This window comes from Quyinboa mangrovi (genome assembly GCF_042219825.1).
In the GTDB taxonomy this organism is placed as follows: Bacteria; Bacteroidota; Bacteroidia; order Bacteroidales; family UBA5342; genus JBHJHP01.
In genome coordinates this window covers 154,663-172,843 of the sequence record NZ_JBHJHQ010000005.1, presented here as the reverse complement: position 1 = coordinate 172,843, position 18,181 = coordinate 154,663, and the positions used below count along the sequence as shown (strand labels likewise).

At 39.0% G+C, this 18,181-nt stretch carries 18 protein-coding genes; 2 read left to right on the top strand and 16 right to left on the bottom strand.

The features are described 5' to 3' along the window. Positions 1–17 precede the first annotated feature (17 nt). The 14 genes from ACE1ET_RS12075 to ACE1ET_RS12010 form a co-directional block, all read right to left on the bottom strand. The gene (locus ACE1ET_RS12075; protein ID WP_375728666.1) at positions 18–1,673 is read right to left on the bottom strand and encodes a dipeptidase; all 1,656 of its coding nucleotides are present in this window, start codon (positions 1,671–1,673) and stop codon (positions 18–20) included. Positions 1,674–1,701: 28 nt separating this feature from the next. Further along, positions 1,702–2,352, bottom strand: coding sequence for a ribulose-phosphate 3-epimerase (gene rpe, locus ACE1ET_RS12070; protein ID WP_375728665.1), 651 nt, complete (start codon positions 2,350–2,352; stop codon positions 1,702–1,704). 89 nt (positions 2,353–2,441) lie between these two features. Beyond that, the gene (locus ACE1ET_RS12065; protein ID WP_375720898.1) at positions 2,442–3,305 is read right to left on the bottom strand and encodes a sigma-70 family RNA polymerase sigma factor; all 864 of its coding nucleotides are present in this window, start codon (positions 3,303–3,305) and stop codon (positions 2,442–2,444) included. A 1,552-nt stretch (positions 3,306–4,857) separates the two neighbouring features. Next, positions 4,858–5,733: a protoheme IX farnesyltransferase gene (locus ACE1ET_RS12060; protein ID WP_375728664.1), complete on the bottom strand. Its 876-nt coding sequence runs from the start codon at positions 5,731–5,733 to the stop codon at positions 4,858–4,860. After that, positions 5,734–6,663, bottom strand: a complete 930-nt coding sequence (coxB, locus tag ACE1ET_RS12055) for a cytochrome c oxidase subunit II (protein ID WP_375728663.1) — start codon at positions 6,661–6,663, stop codon at positions 5,734–5,736. It lies immediately after the preceding gene. 14 nt (positions 6,664–6,677) lie between these two features. Next, positions 6,678–6,986, bottom strand: coding sequence for a cytochrome C oxidase subunit IV family protein (locus tag ACE1ET_RS12050; protein ID WP_375728662.1), 309 nt, complete (start codon positions 6,984–6,986; stop codon positions 6,678–6,680). 13 nt (positions 6,987–6,999) lie between these two features. Continuing rightward, the gene (locus ACE1ET_RS12045) at positions 7,000–7,614 is read right to left on the bottom strand and encodes a cytochrome c oxidase subunit 3 family protein (RefSeq protein ID WP_375728661.1); all 615 of its coding nucleotides are present in this window, start codon (positions 7,612–7,614) and stop codon (positions 7,000–7,002) included. Between the two features lie 11 nt (positions 7,615–7,625). Beyond that, on the bottom strand, positions 7,626–9,251 hold the full coding sequence (locus ACE1ET_RS12040; RefSeq protein WP_375728660.1) for a cytochrome c oxidase subunit I: 1,626 nt from the start codon (positions 9,249–9,251) through the stop codon (positions 7,626–7,628). Between the two features lie 11 nt (positions 9,252–9,262). After that, positions 9,263–10,033, bottom strand: coding sequence for an SCO family protein (locus ACE1ET_RS12035; RefSeq protein ID WP_375728659.1), 771 nt, complete (start codon positions 10,031–10,033; stop codon positions 9,263–9,265). A 1-nt stretch (position 10,034) separates the two neighbouring features. Next, entirely contained in the window at positions 10,035–10,427 is a 393-nt protein-coding gene (locus ACE1ET_RS12030; protein ID WP_375728658.1) for a DoxX family protein, read from the bottom strand. Between the two features lie 19 nt (positions 10,428–10,446). Then, positions 10,447–11,352 (bottom strand): c-type cytochrome, encoded by a 906-nt coding sequence (locus ACE1ET_RS12025; protein WP_375728657.1) that lies wholly within the window; start codon positions 11,350–11,352, stop codon positions 10,447–10,449. Positions 11,353–11,362: 10 nt separating this feature from the next. Next, positions 11,363–12,712: an NrfD/PsrC family molybdoenzyme membrane anchor subunit gene (gene nrfD, locus ACE1ET_RS12020; RefSeq protein ID WP_375728656.1), complete on the bottom strand. Its 1,350-nt coding sequence runs from the start codon at positions 12,710–12,712 to the stop codon at positions 11,363–11,365. Positions 12,713–12,723: 11 nt separating this feature from the next. Further along, a complete protein-coding gene (locus ACE1ET_RS12015) occupies positions 12,724–13,695 on the bottom strand; it encodes a 4Fe-4S dicluster domain-containing protein (protein WP_375728655.1) in 972 nt (323 codons plus the stop codon). A 21-nt stretch (positions 13,696–13,716) separates the two neighbouring features. Beyond that, a complete protein-coding gene (locus tag ACE1ET_RS12010; RefSeq protein WP_375728654.1) occupies positions 13,717–14,055 on the bottom strand; it encodes a cation transporter in 339 nt (112 codons plus the stop codon). Between the two features lie 332 nt (positions 14,056–14,387). On the opposite strand from ACE1ET_RS12010, the gene ACE1ET_RS12005 reads away from it, so the two are divergent. Continuing rightward, positions 14,388–15,170: a flavin reductase gene (locus ACE1ET_RS12005; protein ID WP_375728653.1), complete on the top strand. Its 783-nt coding sequence runs from the start codon at positions 14,388–14,390 to the stop codon at positions 15,168–15,170. Between the two features lie 47 nt (positions 15,171–15,217). Further along, positions 15,218–15,793 carry a rubrerythrin gene (gene rbr / locus ACE1ET_RS12000; RefSeq protein ID WP_375728652.1) on the top strand — a complete coding sequence of 192 codons (576 nt, stop codon included), beginning with the start codon at positions 15,218–15,220 and terminating at the stop codon, positions 15,791–15,793. 56 nt (positions 15,794–15,849) lie between these two features. Here rbr and hydE read toward each other — a convergent pair whose 3' ends face one another. After that, positions 15,850–16,932 carry a [FeFe] hydrogenase H-cluster radical SAM maturase HydE gene (hydE, locus tag ACE1ET_RS11995; RefSeq protein WP_375728651.1) on the bottom strand — a complete coding sequence of 361 codons (1,083 nt, stop codon included), beginning with the start codon at positions 16,930–16,932 and terminating at the stop codon, positions 15,850–15,852. Positions 16,933–16,947: 15 nt separating this feature from the next. Next, positions 16,948–18,174 (bottom strand): [FeFe] hydrogenase H-cluster maturation GTPase HydF, encoded by a 1,227-nt coding sequence (gene hydF / locus ACE1ET_RS11990; protein WP_375728650.1) that lies wholly within the window; start codon positions 18,172–18,174, stop codon positions 16,948–16,950. Positions 18,175–18,181: the final 7 nt, after the last annotated feature.

The following is an 18,181-nucleotide window of genomic DNA, read 5'->3' as shown; positions in this document are numbered from 1 at the left end:
CAACCAAAAATAATGAATTATTCATTAGGAACTTCACGCATTTTTAAATTCTCTCCCGCACTTTTGACGACATCCCTGTAATATTCATCAGAATATCCTGGTTGATCAGGGTATTCAGGTAAGCCGTAAGGATTACGCATAAACTTCCCATCCTTTTCCTGTTTTATGTTCCCGTCCATATATTTCACCAGCAAATACTGGCCCAGTTTAGTCCATTTATCCATCATAAGTTTGGACTGGTTAGATGAAAAATTGGTGATGTAATCGTAAAATTCTGTTTTATTGGAAGCAAATATGTTCTTAGCTTCTTCGTCGGCAGCATCAACAGCTATCTGATAATAGTTTTCAAGCTCATTTTGTACCGGCTTTATATCTTTAATCATATAACTGTAACGTGTATAAGCCCAGTTAGAAACCCAGTTGAATACCCAAAAAGCGGCGTCCCATGTAAATGTCAGCATATCGCCATTTCCAACTTTAAAACATTCAGGAACTTCTTTTATACCTGCATAGATAGGAACATATACTGAGGTTGCGGCATCATCAACGCCAAACCAAAGTATGCCTTTCATTGGGGTGGGGTAGCCTTCTCCACGCATTTGAGCCACAAAAGAAAACCCGGTTTGTTGTGTGGCAATAGCTCTCTCATTAAAATACTCAACGCTGTCTACCTCCCATGTTAACGGACGCCATCTGTAAGGTAACGCAAAAGATCCGGCGCCGGCATCCTTTGTCATATCCAGAGGAGTACCTTCGAAGTGATCCCGCATATAATTCTGAACATCTCGGTAACTGATTTTTTTATCCGGTTTGATCCAAAGCGGCATTCTTTCATTTGTTTCACCCATTATGTAGGGCAGATCCTTTTCACCTTGTTCCGGATTTATATGATTAAAAAAACTCCAGACTCTGGCATCACAAAATCTTACAGCACCATAATCAAGGGGAGCATAAGCAGCCGAGAAATCAAAATCCTTATCATTTCCATCAAAATATTTCATTTTACGTGCAAAATCAATCACATCGGGTGCGTAAAGGCAATTTTTTTTGTCTTTAAAGTCAATGGTTGTAATCCTTGCCTGGTTGGCATGGGCACAAACATAACCGTCGGGTATACGTTTGGCAACCCAAACAGCACCTTTTTCAAATGGGCCTTTGCTGATCATTTCCATAATCCATACTTCATTAGGATCGGCAATAGAAAATGATTCGCCGGAACTGTAATATCCGTATTCTTTAACCAGGGAAGTCATTGTATGAATGGCCTCTCTGGCTGTCTTTGACCGTTGTAATGCGATATACATCAGACTGCCATAATCCATAATCGCAGTTGTGTCTATTAAATCATGTCTTCCTCCATAGGTAGTTTCTCCAATTGAAACGGCATATTCGTTCATATTTCCAACAACCGAATACGTTTGTTGCACCTGATCAATTTCTCCAAGGTATTTGCCGGTATCCCATTCATAAACTTTGAGTTTTGCCCCTTTCGGATATGTTTTTGCCGGCCAGTGATAAAGTTCTCCGTAAAGCGTATGTGAATCCGCAGCATAACTTATCATGCTGGCATTTTCGGCAGATGCTCCTTTTGTAACCAAAAGATTTGTACATGCATTGGAGGACTGAAGAGATACCAGTATCACTAATGTGATAGTAATAAAGAAGTGTTTCATTTTATGTTGACTTTGTTTGTGTGTTCGGTTATAATGCTTTCATTTTTCTGATTGTCTCAAAACGGTCAGTTGCGCTAAATACAAAACTTCCGGATACCAAAACATCTGCTCCATGTTCCAGCAATTTTGGTGCGGTGTCAAAATTTACACCACCGTCAATTTCAATAAGTGTATTCAGCCCTTTTTCTTCAATCATCAGTTTAAGTTCTGAGACTTTTGACAGGGTATTAGGGATAAACTTCTGGGCGCCAAATCCCGGATTTACCGACATCAGGAGCACCATGTCTACTTCACTTATAATATCTTTTAATAAATGAACCGGAGTATGCGGATTGAGTGTAACCGCCGCTTTCATCCCGGCTTCCTTAATCTGGTTCACCACCCGGTTTAAATGTGTGCAGGCTTCGTAGTGCACATTCAGCATATGGACCCCCAGGTTGCTGAATTCGGGTATGAATTTCTGTGGCTCAACAATCATAAGGTGCGCATCCATAGGTTTTTCGCATATGGCAGCTACCTTTTCAATGACAGGGAAGCCAAACGAGATGTTCGGAACAAAAACGCCGTCCATAATGTCCAGATGCAGCCAGTCGGCATCACTCTTGTTGATGAATTCAATCTCTGACTTTAGATTTGCAAAGTCTGCTGCTAAAAGCGATGGTGCAATTAAGTGGTTCATTTTTATATTATTGGATTCAACCTGTATGCCTTCGTCATAAAATAAAAAAGGGCAGATTGTCTCTGCCCTGTAAAAATAGAAAATATTATTTATAAATATGATTTCAATTGTTTGTTGCGATGTTTCTGTTTGAGTTTTTTAAGAGCCCGTTCACGAATTTGGCGAACTCTTTCTTTGGTCAATCCAACGATTTTACCAATCTCTTCCAGTGATTTTGCTGATTCTCCTTCAAGGCCGTAAAACAATTTTAAGATTTCAATTTCCCTTGGATGCAATGATGCAAGTGAATTTGCGATCTCAGTTTTTAACGATTCCATTTCCAGGTCGTCATCCGGGGATTTGGTGTCGTTGTTCAGAAAAACATCGTACAGAGTACCCTTTTCTTCATCGTTGCTGATTGGGGCATCCATTGAAACGTGGCGTTTAAAACTACTCAGTGCCTGCTGAACATCTTTAACCGGAAGGTCAAGTTCCTTGGCTATTTCAACAGCAGTCGGTTCGCGTTGCAATGTTTGCTCCAAATGGTTGTATGTTGCATTTACCTTATTGATAGATCCAATCTTATTTAAAGGTAACCTTACAATTCTTGCCTGTTCTGCAAGCGCCTGTAAAATTGACTGGCGGATCCACCATACAGCATATGAAATGAATTTAAATCCACGGGTTTCATCAAAACGTTCTGCAGCCTTTATTAAACCTATATTCCCTTCGTTAATTAAATCAGGAAAGGATAATCCCTGGTTCTGGTATTGTTTGGCAACAGAGACGACAAAGCGCAGGTTTGAATTTATCAGTCTGTCAAAAGCCTGTTTGTCGCCGGCTCGTACTTTCTTAATTAAAGCAACTTCCTCATCAGGAGTTAAAAGATCGATTTTTGAAACTTCCAAAAGGTATTTGTCAATCGAAATTTCCTCCCGGCTTGTAATTTGTCTTGAAATTTTGAGTTGTCTCATAGCAGCGGATGTGTTTAGGTGAAAAATTACGTTTGTTTGACTTTCTTTGGTTTATACGATTTTGATTTCATAATGTTCCAATTTTGTTTTAAATTGTAAGTTATTTCCTTTCAATTTGTTCCGTACATCACATATTCCTATATACGTAATTAGTATTTGGAACGTTACCTATATTAATACAATAAAAATGCTTCTATTGTTCAATCTTTTTTTGTTAAAAAAATGTATTGCGTGTATATAAGTATATATATGGTAATCTTATTTTGCTGGCTGGATGCTATTTGTTTTTTCTCTTAATAAAAAAAGATGTAATATTGCCACCGATTTACCTAAGCAAACTTAAATTCTGACGGTTGTTAACAATTGTTGATAAACCGGTTCATAACCTGTTAATTCAGAGATGATACATAGTGGATTTCTTCAGCTTAAAAAAGTTGCATATTAGCGTCATGACATGTTATATTTGTTATACCGAAAAGCAATAAAGACTGCTTTCAGAAACCGGGAGGAAGGTATTAATTCTTAAGTGAGTTTTATTTGAATCGTACAAATCGAAAGGTTTGCCGGCAAAGAAAGCCGAAGTCCGAATCACGAAGGAGCAATCTGGAAAGAAGAGGTGGTCTTTTGAAAGAGGTTCGTTCTTTAAAGCATTTGAGTTTGAGGCAGGATAAACCTGAAAGTAGTTTCGGCTACAGAACGGTTTAAAGAATTAATGAGCTCGCTCATTACAATTTTTAATCTCTTAGTTCCGTGAACCCCGTGTTCATAACTGAAGAGAGCCTATAAACCCGGTATCACAAAAATAGATTCCAGGATTTATGAAGGTGATGCTATCCAAGGTAACGTCCTGACTTACCGGAAGATTGAGGTTTGATGAGATTCGGTTTACCGGATTGAGTTACGCAACGCAAATTGCAGCGGATCCGAACAATGGAAGAATTCGTTCTGATATTGCGACATGAAGCTTAGGTTATTCGGGGTGACCCGGTAACAATCCCAGGGATAAAAAATCTAAAAAGTTATGGTTCGTCCAGGCTTATGATTTGGTTCAAATGTGTGTGGAAGGTGCAAACCAGAAACAAAGGAACGGTACGTTCATTCAGAGTCTGATTCAAGAGCAAAAAACAGATGTAACTTCGGTTACAGAAAGTTTTTAGAAAAAGGTGTAAAAACCGGATTCAACGGGACACAGGAAATAAAAGTTTCGGCTGATATTAAATGTGAACCGGGCTTGAGAATGCTTCGTTCTGAAGCTGTTTTAAATGAAATGGGCAACCGTTGAAGGAAAAACAGAATAAGGAACAGCCGGAATTCAAAATTGTAAGAGGTTTTGATGGAAGGTAGGGGCAGAGGAAGAAGCTGAAAAGCGGAAAACCAAAGCCGGTCATAATAAGCTATTCGGAATCTAAGACAACTACGGTCGTCGAACGAGGAACGGGGTATCAATGCAAATTGAACCCCGTTTTTTGTATGTAAAAAATTACATAACCTAACAGAGGAACACAATCAGAAAGATTTCATTATTGAATGATTTGGTAATTAGCTTTTCAGCTTAAATAAAAGAATTTGCAATAAACAGTATCATTACAAGTAAAGCATAAGAATTAATAAATAAAAAGGCTTTTATCGTACTTCGTTTTTCCTCTTTCGGTTTATACAATATTCTGTAGAATCCGATAATAAATCCAATATTTAAAATCATCAGAGCTATCATTACCAACAATGATGCATGTTTGAAGAATAAGGGGAATGCAAGTAGATAGGCAGAGGTGATGGCACCCCAGAAAAACACAAGTCTTTTAATTTTCTGCTCATCAATTTTACCCGACAGAATGGAAAAACCGGCTTTTTCGTACTCTTTGCCATATTTTATAACCAGTAACCAGAAATGAGGCATTTGCCATAAAAACATAAACATGGCAAAATAGACTATCTGTGGTTGCATAATGTCACCACCTGCCGCTGCCCAGCCCATCACTGGAGGGATTGCTCCAACAATTGCTCCGGGTAAAACGGCATACTGTGTTTTTGTTTTAAGTTTTGTATAAATCAGGTTATAAACTACGGCATTAAGTATACCTAATGCTGCCGTGGTGATATTATTAAATGTAAATAAAATTAGTGTTCCTAACAGCATCAGCAGTAAGGCAATGGAAAAAGCTGAAGGTGCTGATAGAATACCGGATGGGAGAGGCCTGTTTTTGGTTCTCCCCATCATTTTATCAAGTTCGCGTTCCTGATACTGATTCATTGCCGACGAGCCGCCAGCCAGAAAAAAGGTGCCCAGATACAGAGCAAGTATGCCAAACGATATTTCTGAAGAAAACAGGAACCATCCAACTACTGACGAAAAAGCAACAGTCATTGATAACCTGTGTTTCATCAACACAAGAATGGTATGAAAATATGAAGTTTTATTTCTTTCCATTTAATTTTGTTCTGAGATAGTTTTCAGATATTCTGTTATCTGAGCAACTTCATCCTCACTTATAATGTCTTTATAAGACTGCATTAATCCTTTATTATAGCCTTTTACTATTTCCTTATTTGGCTCATAAATAGAAGACTTAATGTAATCATCCAGTGCTTTGATTGTCTGTTCTCCCTGATCTGTTATTACAACAGCATCGTGCCCATAGAGTCCTTTAAAACTTGGACCAACCAGTTTTGAACCGTCAAGAGAATGACAGGCAAGACATCCATTCTTTTTTAATATTGCCAGTCCATTGTTTTCTGCTTTTGTGGTGTCTACTGCAGCAAGGTTACTGAACCAGTTATCATAGTCTTCCTGAGAAACGACTTTGGCTTTGGCCAGCATGTTTGAGTGTAGAAGTCCACAGTATTCAGCACATAATACATCATAGTTGCCGATGTAAGTTGGGGTGAACCAAAGGTAATTGTCATAACCCGGAACCACATCTTCCTTAACCCTGAAAGCAGGGATGAAAAGCGAGTGATTCACGTCTTCTGAGACCAGGTTAAGTTTTACCGGTTTATTTAAAGGCACAACCAGATCTTTTGATTTCTTACCGTTTCCATAGTCAAACTCCCATTCCCACATTCTTCCAATAGCTGTTATTTCCATTGCACCTTTGGGTACTTTTCGCATGGGGGCAAATCCTTTCCATCCATAATAGAACATTATCAGTACAAGAATTAGCGGGATAACAGTCCAGATAATTTCCAGTTTTACATTCCCGGTAAATTGTCTGGCAGGTTTGTTTTTTTTACGGTTAAAGTGAATGACCGTATAAATCATAAAAATTGTAATGCCAATTATAAACAGAAAGGCAACGCTAAATATAAAAATAAACGTCTTGTCTACACCTTCTGCTAAGTTTGAAGCTCCTGAAAACATAGTCTAATATTTTACTATCTTAAAAAGTAGTCAATAAATGTAATTAATATTACAAGCGCAAAAAGGAAAAACACCCCTCCAACCATAATTCTCATAAATGGTTTTTCATACTTCAGGTGCATAAAGTATGTTGCAACTGTTGTTCCTTTAATTGATGCAACAAGCAATGCCACCACTATTGAAAGGGCTCCGAAATGTATTGCAGCCACAAATACTGACAGAAAAGTAAGGAATAACAAAACAACTAATATTATGCCCAATTGATAATAACTGGAAATATGAACTTGTTTTTTTTCTGTTCCTAGTGTTTCTTCGTTTTTCATTTTATTATCAAAGTTAAGTTACCAGATAAAGTAGTGGGTAAAGGAATATCCATATTAGGTCAACCAGATGCCAGTAAAGTCCACTGTTCTCCAGTAGCAGGTATTTATCCTTATTGATTTTCCCTGACATAACCCTTCGCATGGATATGATCAGCAACACTGCCCCAACTATAACATGAACTGCATGAAGCCCGGTCATAATGTAGTAAAGTCCAAAAAACTGAGCCTCTCCGTGTGGCAGATTCTCCATTACAGGTGAACCTGGATAGAGATGCAGATGAAATTTATGACTCCACTCAAAATACTTATTTATCATAAATACTAGAGCCAGAATAAGTGTTGCTAAAAGGAACCAAACGGCCTGCTTGTTTTTACCCCTCTGAACGGCCGTAATTGACATGGCTACCGTCATACTGCTGACAAGAAGTACAACTGTATTCAGGGTTCCGATCAATGCATTTAATTCCAGTGCAGCTTCATGAAAATCTTCAGAATACCTGAACCTCATTACTGCATACACCAGAAATAATCCACCGAACAGGAACAGCTCTGTGAACAGGAATATCCACATTCCCATTTTCCCGGATTCGCTATCAATTACATGCTCTGTGTGCGCTGTTTGTGACATAATAATAAGTTTTATGCTTCTTCGTCTTTTGTTGTTTTAAAGAGATACGGAGGATGCTTAATAACCGGTATCTCATCAAAATTCTCAACAGGAGGTGGCGAAGGAATCTGCCATTCCAGTGTAACTCCATGCCATGGATTTGGTCCGGCTTTCGGGCCTTTTCGTCCTTTTACAAGGTTCCATATCATCATTATTAAACCGGTAAACAGAATAAAAGCTCCTATAGTTGATATAACATGGCCTGTTTGGAATTGTGGCAGGTAATCGAAATATCTTCTTGGCATTCCCTGTAAACCAATAATGAAAAGCGGAAAATAAAGAATGTTAAATCCTGCGAACAGAATGCCCCATGCTATGTTGGCTCTGCGGATATTATACATGGTTCCGTAAATTTTAGGATACCAGTAATGAATAGCCGCAAAGAACGCAAATCCCATACCTCCGAAAATAATGTAATGGAAGTGTGCAACAACAAAGGTTGTATCATGTGTCTGTACGTTGGTTGCCAGTGCACCTAAAGTTAAACCTGTAAATCCTCCGATCATAAAAAGAAAAATGAACGAAATAGCATACAGTAGCGGGGGTTTCATGTCAATGGAGCCCCCATACATGGTGGATATCCAGTTGAATACCTTGATCGCACTTGGTATAGCAACAATAAAGGTAAGGAAGGAGAAAAACCATCTTGACCAGTAACTGATACCGGTTGTAAACATATGGTGACCCCAAACAAAATAACCAACCACTGCAATGGCAATACTGGATATAGCAATTGCGCCATAACCGAATACAGGTTTTTGACTGAAAGTCGGGAAAATCTCCGTTACGGCACCCATTGCAGGAAGGATCATAATGTATACTGCCGGATGTGAATAAATCCAGAACAGGTGCTGATAGAGCAACGGATCCCCACCCAAAGCAGGATCAAAAAATCCAATCTGAAGTACTCTTTCTGCAATTACCATTAAAAGTGTTATTCCTACAATAGGTGTAGCGAGTACCTGAGTCCACGCTGTGGCATACAGTGCCCATGGGAAAAGTGGCATTTTGAACCAGCCCATGCCGGGAGCCCGCATACGGTGAATGGTAACGATAAAGTTAATACCCGTAAGAATGGAAGAGAAGCCCAGAATAAATGCTGCCGTAAGGGCATAGATTACATTGGAATTGGCTTCGGCACTATACGGAACATAAAAGGTCCATCCGGTATCCGGCGGTCCGTTACCTACAAACTGTGATAACACACCCAAAATGGCACCTAAAATATACAGATACCATGAAAAGAGATTTAATTTCGGGAACATCACATCTTTAGCCCCAATCATAATCGGGAGGAAAAAGTTCCCGAATACGGCTGCAAGCCCGGGTATCACTACTATAAAGATCATAATAATACCGTGGATGGTAAATAATCCGTTATAGGTCTGAGCACCCATAATTGTTTCTCCAGGCGCAATTTTCTCAATTCGCATAAGCAGTCCCAAAACAGCTGCGATCAAGAAAAAAGTCATAATGGAATACAGGTATAACAAACCAATACGTTTATGGTCTGTTGATGTAAGCCATCCCAGGAGACCCTTATACTTCCCCTGATGTTCCAGATAACTTTCGTAATTCTGATTTTCAGTTACAGACATATGAATAATTGTTATTTAACTACTTTTTTTCTTCCTTTAATCAGCAGGATTATAAATGTAATTGCGGCAATCCCAAGTATAAATGCACCAGCTACTGTTGTAACATTAAGCGTATAGCCCCTGCTCTTGGGGTCATATGCAAAACATACCTGGAGTATTTTACTGATGCTCGGTCTTGATATTCCTTTTTGCGCTTCAATCAGAGCCATTTTAACATCAAACGGAAGGAATGATAAGCCGTAAAGATACCTGGTGATTTTACCATCAGGACTTACGATAATAATAACTGAGGGATGAGCAAAATCTACTCCTGTAGGTTTGTATTTAAACCCAAACGACTGGGTTGCTTTAGTGATATTTTCCTGAGATCCTGTCAGATAAATCCATGCATCCCGATTTTCCTTACTGATTTTTTGAATGAAATTTTCTTTTTTCTCACGCGCTTTTTCTGGTGTGTCTTTGGTATTAAAACTGATGGTTATAACCTGATAATCATCACCTAGTTTCATGTCGAGTTTGCTTACTGCATCTGAAACACCACTTAATAGGGGGCTACAAAGTCCCGGACAATCAAAATACACAAAATTGAAGATGGTTGGTTTTGTTACCAGTTCTGCCAAAGAAACGGTATCGTTATTCTCATTAAGAAACGTAAGATCCAGAGGAATGGTATCGTTCAGATGTTCAACCACTCCAATTTCAACTTCTTTTTCATTACTCTGTGCAAACGAGAGAGAAAACGAAACGGCAGCGAGAAAAAGTATGAGTCCTCTTTTTAACATGTTAAGCTTCTTGTTTTACTTTATTTCTTTCTTTACAAATGCCTGCCACAATTAATGAACCCCCCATCAGGGAAAGGTCTTTCAGCATGGACATCATGGCAAACGCTTTTTCTGTTTCATTCCCGTTTAAATAATTCGGGATATGGATTGTCAGAATAAATACAAATATCAGAGCAGCCAGTAATAAGGTTGATACCTGAATCAACTTATTCGTTACAATACTAATACCGGCAGCTATGAGTAGTAGACCTGTTAGCATAATGGTATACGGACCAATAGCTATAAATGACGTAAACTCGGCTGTAAAAAAGTCCAGTTCAATAAAATGACCCAAACCCAGAAAAATAAACGGAATTCCAAATAACAGCCGTCCAATAAAAGTGAGGTTTTTCATAGCGTGACGATTTAAATGATTAATTATTTTTACCTATAAGAAATATATTCCTGATCTGGAACAGGATATAGAAGATAAATCCCCATACGCCTGCAACAACAGTAAAATATGTTATCAATAACCAAACGGGAGCCATCCATATGGTATTCCACATACCTCTGTGCGCCCTCAAACTAACAGGATGAGTAGGTACGCCGGCCTGAAGTATGGTATCTGTTTCAACGGTACCATAAAGATCTTCATTTGGAAGGTTTGCTATAAAATTAATATAGCCTGCCGTATCTCCAGGTAGATCTTTAGGTGCTGCAAAGTACACAGTTCCTTCTTCATCCGTTCGTTTCACTTCGTCAATAGGTAAATTCCCAAATTGACGCTTAGCAAATAAATTGACTTCTGCATTCTGAACCGGAATCTTTTCACCGTCTTTTGTTCCGGTAACAGAGGCCTGTATTTGCTGTTTGTCCTGCATATATTGTAATAGTATCTTTAAATCTTTTCCGCCAAACGAACCTTCCACAATTTTTTTTGCAACTTCCTGTGCATAATCAGGATTAAAACTTCTGATATACGCAATTACGTTCCAAATGTCAGTAGATGATAGTATATTTTTAAAAGAAGGCATTAATAACCGGCCGTTTGTAATTTTATAATGAAGTGTTCCGTCAGTGTTATTCTGAATTTTACCGGTAGCAGGATCACCGGGAACCGGATTTAAGGCGTGGTTGTAATCTCCCTGACCCGGATGACCATGGCAGGATGTACAGTTTGCTTCAAATATTTTTTTGCCAGCCTCAACATTTTCGTCAGTGAATTTAAACGGACTTAACTGTTTTGTTTTGTCTTCGGGGACAACCCAGTCCGGATCCTGACTAAAAGAAGTAAGCCCGGTTAATAAGAGCAGTGCTAAAAGTGCAAATAATTTCATGATCCTTCCTTTATTCATTAATTTCTTTGGTTTCTTTTTTCTCTGCTTCCTCTGCCATTTCCCATATTGGTATGACCGGAAAGAATTTTGACAGTCCTGTTATAATTAATACAGCAAGTACAAAGGTGCCGAGTGTAATAAAAACTTCGGGAGCTGTTGGTACGTAATGCATCCATTTTTCAGGCACATACATCTTTGGTAAAAACGGATGTTCCTGGGCAGGAACAACAATGATATACCGTTTGGTCCATGATGCCATAAAAACAAAGATTGATATTATCAGCATTGGCAGTGGCTTACGCATTTTCCTGAAGAGCAACAATATAATGGGCAGTATCAGTCCTGATAGCTGGGTTCCCCAGAATAATAAAGCATGTTCACCTACAAATAATTCCTGTATATGAACGGCTTCTGCTTTTTCCATCTTGTATGCAGGAACCAGAAATTCATTGATATTGAAATAAAGATAAACCAGCGAAACCAAAACCAACAGTTTACCCATTTTATCAAAATGCATGTCGGTGAGATAATTCCCCAGCTTGTAATTTTTTCTAAAAAAGTACATCATAATTATAACTCCTGCTACTCCGGTCACAAATGCACCCGTGATAAAGTAGGGGCCAAAAATTGTACTGTTCCAGCCTGCTCTGGGAGTTACTGCGAATAGCCAGGATGTAACCGTATGAATAGCAAATGCAGTTGGAATAATCAGAATCAGCAGAATTCGCATGGATTTAAAAAGAATATCGTATTGTTTGCTGCTGTGGTTCCAGTTGAGCGATAAAAACCCATACACTTTTGCCAGCCATTTGGGCGCATGCTGTAATCGCGTTTTAGCTATTGCCAAATCAGGTATTAAAGGTAAAAAGTAGAGTAGCAGACTGATAACCATATAGGTCGTTACAACTGTAACATCCCACAGAATAGGGGATTGAACCCTTCCATACATAAATACATAAGGAAGCCTGTCGGGACGTCCCATGTCGGAAACTATTACCAAACCTGCTACTGCAGAAAAAGCTACCGCAATAATTTCTGCTATTCTTCCTATCGGTTTGATCCATTGATAACCGATAAGTCCTAAAACAGAACTTATCAGCATCCCGATCAGACTGGCAGCAACAAAAAACACAAAGTGTGCAATGTAAAGCCCCCAGCTTACATAATCCCTTAATCCGGTAACTCCGAGCCCGTTTTTTAACTGATAAATATAGTATCCTACACAAACCAGTAACAGTATATGCAGGAATGCTATCCATGCCAAAAAACTTCCGTTAATTCTCACATGACCCAACAGATCGGATGAGATCTTATTCAATTTTTGATTGTCGTCAGTGAATATTTTTTTGTGATCAGACATAGTTAATATGATTAAGCTTCGTTGATGTAACTATCCTTCGGTGGTTTTTCGTCCGGGAATTTGAACGTCCTGTCTTTAGGAGGCAGGTAATAAACTCTTGGTTCAGTTCCCAGTTCCGGCATCAAGCGGTAACCACCTTTTTCTTCTATCAATTCACTGAAACGTGTTGTCTCCTTAGTAGTTCCGTTGGTGACAGCATCTTCGTTTTTATCACCGTACCAGAATACACCGTTAGGACAGGCAGAAACACAATATGGCATTTTACCTTCCCTCAATCTGTCGGCACTGAATAAACATTTTGAAATTGTTCCTTTTTTCTGGGGTACGTTCAATTCAATATTGTATACCTGACCTTCGTATTTTTCATGATCACGTGGTTGGCTCCAGTTGAAAATCCTGGCTGAATAAGGACATGCTGCCATACAAAACCGGCAACCAATACACCGCTCGTTGTCGATCAAAACTATCCCATCCTGACGTTTGAAAGTTGCATTAACAGGACAAACAGCAGTACAGGGTGGATTATCACAATGCTGACACGGCTTTGGCATAAAGTAAGGTTCTGTCGACTCATCCTCCTGCATTACCAAAGTGTTAATGTGATACTGATAAGGTTGTAACTGGTGAGCTGTCTGACATGCATTCACGCATTTTCTGGCATTGCGACATTTTGAAAGGTCGATTACCATTACCCAACTTTTCCCTTCAAGCCCTTCACGACCACGGGTCTGAAGCTCATCAAGATCAAGCTTAACTTTTTTAATCTGATCTTTTGGTATTTGAACCAGTTTATTGTCGTCTGTTAATACAGTTACGTACTCGTCCTTTCCTTTTTCCTGCTCAAATTTATGGCCGGTATATATAGCAGCAGCACCTGCGGCAAAAGCGGCGCCTGCAATACCGAATTTCTTAACAAATTCCCTTCTGGATGCTCTGCTGTCCTTTAAAGGACCTGTTGGATTGTTATTCGGTTTGTCACTCATATCGGGGTTTTTACAAATTCGTTATTCTAAAGATTGTGTGATTCCTGTAACAGTATAACCCGAACCAACTATGGCTTGTTTAATGGCAATGGTGTCTGTTTTATCCGGATCAAAACTAACTGTCGCCTTCTTTTCTGTATGTGAGGCTGATACAAGTTGAATGCCTTCAAGCTTTCGTACATTTGCCTGGATGGTCTGTTCGCAACCTGTACATGTCATACCTTCAACATCGAAATTGTAGGTTTGTAATTCAATTTTTGCATCGGTAGCTTCAGAGTTGGTTGTGGTGCTTTTTTTGCTGTTACAAGAAGTAACTAATAAGATAAGCACAAGGGAGAGAACTGTAAAAATGTTTCGCATAGTCAATTTTGTTAGTGGTTGATAGTCAGAGATGTTTATGACATCGTTTTATAAAAGTACTAATTATTATTTAAACTGGTTAAAATTAACCAAAAATTTTCCCCAAAATTTTAATCAGACCAAATAAATAGGATTGATCGTTTATAAGTACAATTAAGTGAGCGAAAAGTTCATGCTACAGTTAAAAAAATTTACAAAAAATCTGTTTTTTTAACAAAAATCATTTTCGCTTTTCTGTATGTAATAAAACTAGCTGTTAAAAAATTTCAGGAACATTATTATCAACGCTTCAGATTCCTTATCTTTACGCATACCACTTATCTTTAGAAATCATGAATTACGAAGCATTTTATAAAATAAGTTACGGTTTGTTTGTTATCTGTTCCGGGGATAAAAACCAAAAAAGCGGTTATATCGCGAACACTGCATTTCAAGTAACATCAGAACCTCCTCAGTTGACAATAAGTTGTCATAAAAATAACCATACGAACAAAGTGATAAATGATACCAGAGTATTTTCGGTATCGATTCTAAAACAGGAGGCCGATAAATCAATCATTCAGCAATTTGGTTACGAAACAAGTTCAAAGACGGATAAGTTTACTGCAGGCCTTGATTTTAGATATGGTGACACGGGTGCGCCAATTATGTTGAGCGAGTGTGTAGCCTGGTTTGAGTGCAAAGTTACCATGCAGTTCGATGTAGGGAGTCATATTTTATATGTGGGAGAAGTCATGAATAATGAACTTCTTGAACCGGATTTGGATCCATTGACTTATGATTATTACAGAACAGTAAAACGTGGAATTGCACCACCGAACGCACCAACCTATATTGACAGAAAAAAGCTTAAAAAGGAGAGGGATGAGCGAGAGGAGGAGCAAAGACGGAGTGAGAATCAGGAAGATAAAAAAGACGTAAGTGACAATAATACGATTGAAGAAAAAGAAGAAAACGGAGCACAATGTCTTGTTTGCGGCTATATTTATGATCCTGAAAAAGGTGATCCTGATGGTGGTATTCCTCCCGGAACACCGTTTGAAGATATTCCGGATGACTGGATATGTCCCAATTGTGGAGCTACAAAGGACATGTTTGAGGTGATAGGTAAATAAATATTTTACCTTGTATTGCGCTTAATTCAACAAATAAATAAAGACACATGAAAAGTTTAAAAGGATCTCAGACTGAGCAAAACCTGCTCAAAGCTTTTGCGGGTGAATCCCAGGCCCGTATGCGGTACAATTATTTTGCAAAACAAGCCAGAAAAGAAGGCCTTGAGCAGATAGCTGCCATTTTTGAAGAAACAGCGGTGAATGAAAAAGCTCATGCCAAACGGTTTTTTAGATTTCTTGAAGGAGGAATGGTAGAAATTACTGCCAGCTATCCGGCCGGAGTTATTGGTTCAACCCTTGAAAACCTGAAAGAAGCAGCTAACGGTGAGAATGAAGAGTGGACCGAGTTATATCCTGAATTTGCTAAAATAGCAGAAGAAGAGGGATTTAAAGAAGTCGCCGTGGCATTTAAGATTATTGCAAAAGTTGAAGCAGCTCATGAAGCACGCTATAAAAAACTGTATGAAAATCTTGAAAACGGAAATGTATTCGAACGCGAAGGCAGGGTAACATGGAAGTGCCGTGTTTGCGGATATTTACATGAAGGAACCAAGCCACCGAAGGTTTGTCCGGGATGCCAGCATCCTCAGGCATATTTCGAAATTAAAGAGGAAAATTATTGAACTAATAAATTCTGTGATGTTAGAGCTGTTTCTTTAAGTTACAGCTCTTTTTTTTATTATTTGGTTCTGAGTTGAAAATGTAAGGAATCGCCCCATTCGCCCAGCGCTACTTCATTTTCTGCCAGTGCAATGCGTGCTTCCAGGCAGTTCGAACAGTCTTCAGCATTTTCATCGGTGCAGGGCTTGTTTTCGTATAATTTATAATCGTCACGGTATTTCCCGGGCGTAATATTTGGCATAATCACATTGGCCCCAATCTTTATTGCTTTTTCCCTTCCGATTTTGTCAATAGCCTGCAGTGCTGTGGCTGAGGCAATGTTAATATCTTTCATTATGATCCGAAGGATGGCTACCATTTTTAGTGTGAGCTGAAAGCGTTCATCAACAGATAGAAGCTGATCTTTGTATTGGTATAGAGGCGTGTCACGATGTTCGATGTATGGCCCCATACCAACCATGTCAATGTCAAAATCACGCATAAACAGCAGGTCGTTTGCCAGGTCTTCTAACGTTTGAAACGGAAGTCCGATCATAACTCCGGTACCTGTTTGATAACCCGTATCCTGTAAAGCTTTCAACGCTTTGATCCGGTTTTCAAATCGGTGTTTTTCATCATCGGGATGCAGCTTTTTATACAATTCAGGATTGCTGGATTCGATACGCAGCAGGTAGCGATGGGCGCCGCTTTCCATCCATCTGCGGTAGGTCTCTTTGTTTTGTTCTCCGCATGAAAGCGTAACATGCAGTTCTCCATTGGTTCTTTGATGAATGGTTTTCAGAAGCTTATCTATCCGGTTTACAAATGTTGAACCGGTCAGTTCACCCGACTGCATTACTATGGAAGCATACCTGTTTTTCCATGCAAAAACAGCTGCATTTACAATTTCTTCATCGCTTAGGTTATAGCGTTTTATCTTGACATTATCCTTCCTGATCCCACAGTAAAAGCAATTTTTATCACAAACATTGGAGAATTCTATCAGTCCACGGAAATAGACTTTATCATCTACGTATTGCTTTTTAATACGTGACGAAGTTTCAAAAAGTAGTTTTTTATCCTTGCCTTCGGTTTTTAAAAGTGCAATAATATCTTCTTTTGTTAAAAAATCCGACTGTAATATGGCTGATATGGATCGCATGTTTGAGTTTAAAATTTAAAGATAATCTTCAACCGATTCAGCCGATTTTACAAAAGGTGCGATGGCCCGGTTATAAATGCCCTGAACCCAGGCAATGGACATGCCATAATTGGTGACCGGAATGCCCGCATCAATGGCCGGTTTTAAGCGGTTGATGAGCTGTTTTCTGGTTATCATACAGCCGCCACACTGAATTACCAGTGCATAATCTGTGATTGGTCGTTCCAGTTTATTTAGTCCTGAAACAATATCGTACTCCAGTTGTTTTCCTGTGAAATTGCTGATCCACCTTGGAATTTTTACCCGTCCAATATCGTCACAGGATACATGATGTGTACAAGATTCCAGTAATAAAATCCGGTCTCCGTCTTTCAGATCACTGATCTTTGGTGTACCTTCCAGATATTTAGGAAAATTACCTTTAAAGCGTGCCAGCACTATACTGAACCCGGTCAGCGGTATATCTTTTGGGATGGATGCATCGGCTTTCAGAAAAATGGAGCTGTCGGTTACTGCCAGTTTGGGTTTTATACCTGTTTTTTTAAGGAACGCATCTACTTCACGTTCTTTCAGTACAATGGCTACACTGTCGTTGTCCAGAATATCGCGAATAGCCTGAACCTGTGGTAAAATTAATCTTCCGTCCGGTGCCTCAATGTCAATAGGAATAATAAGCAAAACAATATCGCCATAGCTTAAAAGGTCGCCCAACATGGAAGGTGTTTGATAAGCTGTAGCCGGAATAGCTTTTTTTATAGCATGAATCAGGTGTTCTGTATTCTGTGCGTCAACTGCACTAAAATCCTCAACCGGCGCACGAAACTGATTTGAAATAGAGTGTTTCGTTATAGAATTTAATGGTTCAATATCCGATTTGTTATGAATGAAAAGTGCCGGTACCCCGTAGTCGTACAGTTCATTAAAAAGTTGAACTTCTTCCTCTCCGATTTCATTATTGTTGATTACAATTAAGCCAAGATCGATAGACTGAATAGCCTGACGTGTTTTTTTTATACGCTGTTCACCAAGGCTCCCTGAGTCATCAATCCCTGCGGTATCTACAAGAATAACCGGCCCGATGCCGTGGATTTCGATGGATTTTTTTACCGGATCAGTAGTGGTTCCCGGAGTATCTGAAACAATCGCAATATCCTGTCCTGTCAGCACATTAATGATAGAGCTCTTTCCGTAATTGCGACGGCCAAAAATTCCGATATGTGGTTTTAATTCTCGTCCTTTCATCTTATGA

What these genes read in the sequence shown, in the direction of transcription:
- ACE1ET_RS12015 (WP_375728655.1), bottom strand. Translation starts at nt 13,695, where the DNA reads ATGAGTGACAAACCGAATAACAATCCAACAGGTCCTTTAAAGGACAGC.
- hydE (WP_375728651.1), bottom strand. Translation starts at nt 16,932, where the DNA reads ATGCGATCCATATCAGCCATATTACAGTCGGATTTTTTAACAAAAGAA.
- ACE1ET_RS12060 (WP_375728664.1), bottom strand. Translation starts at nt 5,733, where the DNA reads ATGGAAAGAAATAAAACTTCATATTTTCATACCATTCTTGTGTTGATG.
- ACE1ET_RS12025 (WP_375728657.1), bottom strand. Translation starts at nt 11,352, where the DNA reads ATGAAATTATTTGCACTTTTAGCACTGCTCTTATTAACCGGGCTTACT.
- ACE1ET_RS12035 (WP_375728659.1), bottom strand. Translation starts at nt 10,033, where the DNA reads ATGTTAAAAAGAGGACTCATACTTTTTCTCGCTGCCGTTTCGTTTTCT.
- nrfD (WP_375728656.1), bottom strand. Translation starts at nt 12,712, where the DNA reads ATGTCTGATCACAAAAAAATATTCACTGACGACAATCAAAAATTGAAT.
- ACE1ET_RS12050 (WP_375728662.1), bottom strand. Translation starts at nt 6,986, where the DNA reads ATGAAAAACGAAGAAACACTAGGAACAGAAAAAAAACAAGTTCATATT.
- rbr (WP_375728652.1), top strand. Translation starts at nt 15,218, where the DNA reads ATGAAAAGTTTAAAAGGATCTCAGACTGAGCAAAACCTGCTCAAAGCT.
- ACE1ET_RS12045 (WP_375728661.1), bottom strand. Translation starts at nt 7,614, where the DNA reads ATGTCACAAACAGCGCACACAGAGCATGTAATTGATAGCGAATCCGGG.
- ACE1ET_RS12010 (WP_375728654.1), bottom strand. Translation starts at nt 14,055, where the DNA reads ATGCGAAACATTTTTACAGTTCTCTCCCTTGTGCTTATCTTATTAGTT.
- ACE1ET_RS12075 (WP_375728666.1), bottom strand. Translation starts at nt 1,673, where the DNA reads ATGAAACACTTCTTTATTACTATCACATTAGTGATACTGGTATCTCTT.
- ACE1ET_RS12005 (WP_375728653.1), top strand. Translation starts at nt 14,388, where the DNA reads ATGAATTACGAAGCATTTTATAAAATAAGTTACGGTTTGTTTGTTATC.
- ACE1ET_RS12040 (WP_375728660.1), bottom strand. Translation starts at nt 9,251, where the DNA reads ATGTCTGTAACTGAAAATCAGAATTACGAAAGTTATCTGGAACATCAG.
- rpe (WP_375728665.1), bottom strand. Translation starts at nt 2,352, where the DNA reads ATGAACCACTTAATTGCACCATCGCTTTTAGCAGCAGACTTTGCAAAT.
- coxB (WP_375728663.1), bottom strand. Translation starts at nt 6,663, where the DNA reads ATGTTTTCAGGAGCTTCAAACTTAGCAGAAGGTGTAGACAAGACGTTT.
- ACE1ET_RS12030 (WP_375728658.1), bottom strand. Translation starts at nt 10,427, where the DNA reads ATGAAAAACCTCACTTTTATTGGACGGCTGTTATTTGGAATTCCGTTT.
- ACE1ET_RS12065 (WP_375720898.1), bottom strand. Translation starts at nt 3,305, where the DNA reads ATGAGACAACTCAAAATTTCAAGACAAATTACAAGCCGGGAGGAAATT.
- hydF (WP_375728650.1), bottom strand. Translation starts at nt 18,174, where the DNA reads ATGAAAGGACGAGAATTAAAACCACATATCGGAATTTTTGGCCGTCGC.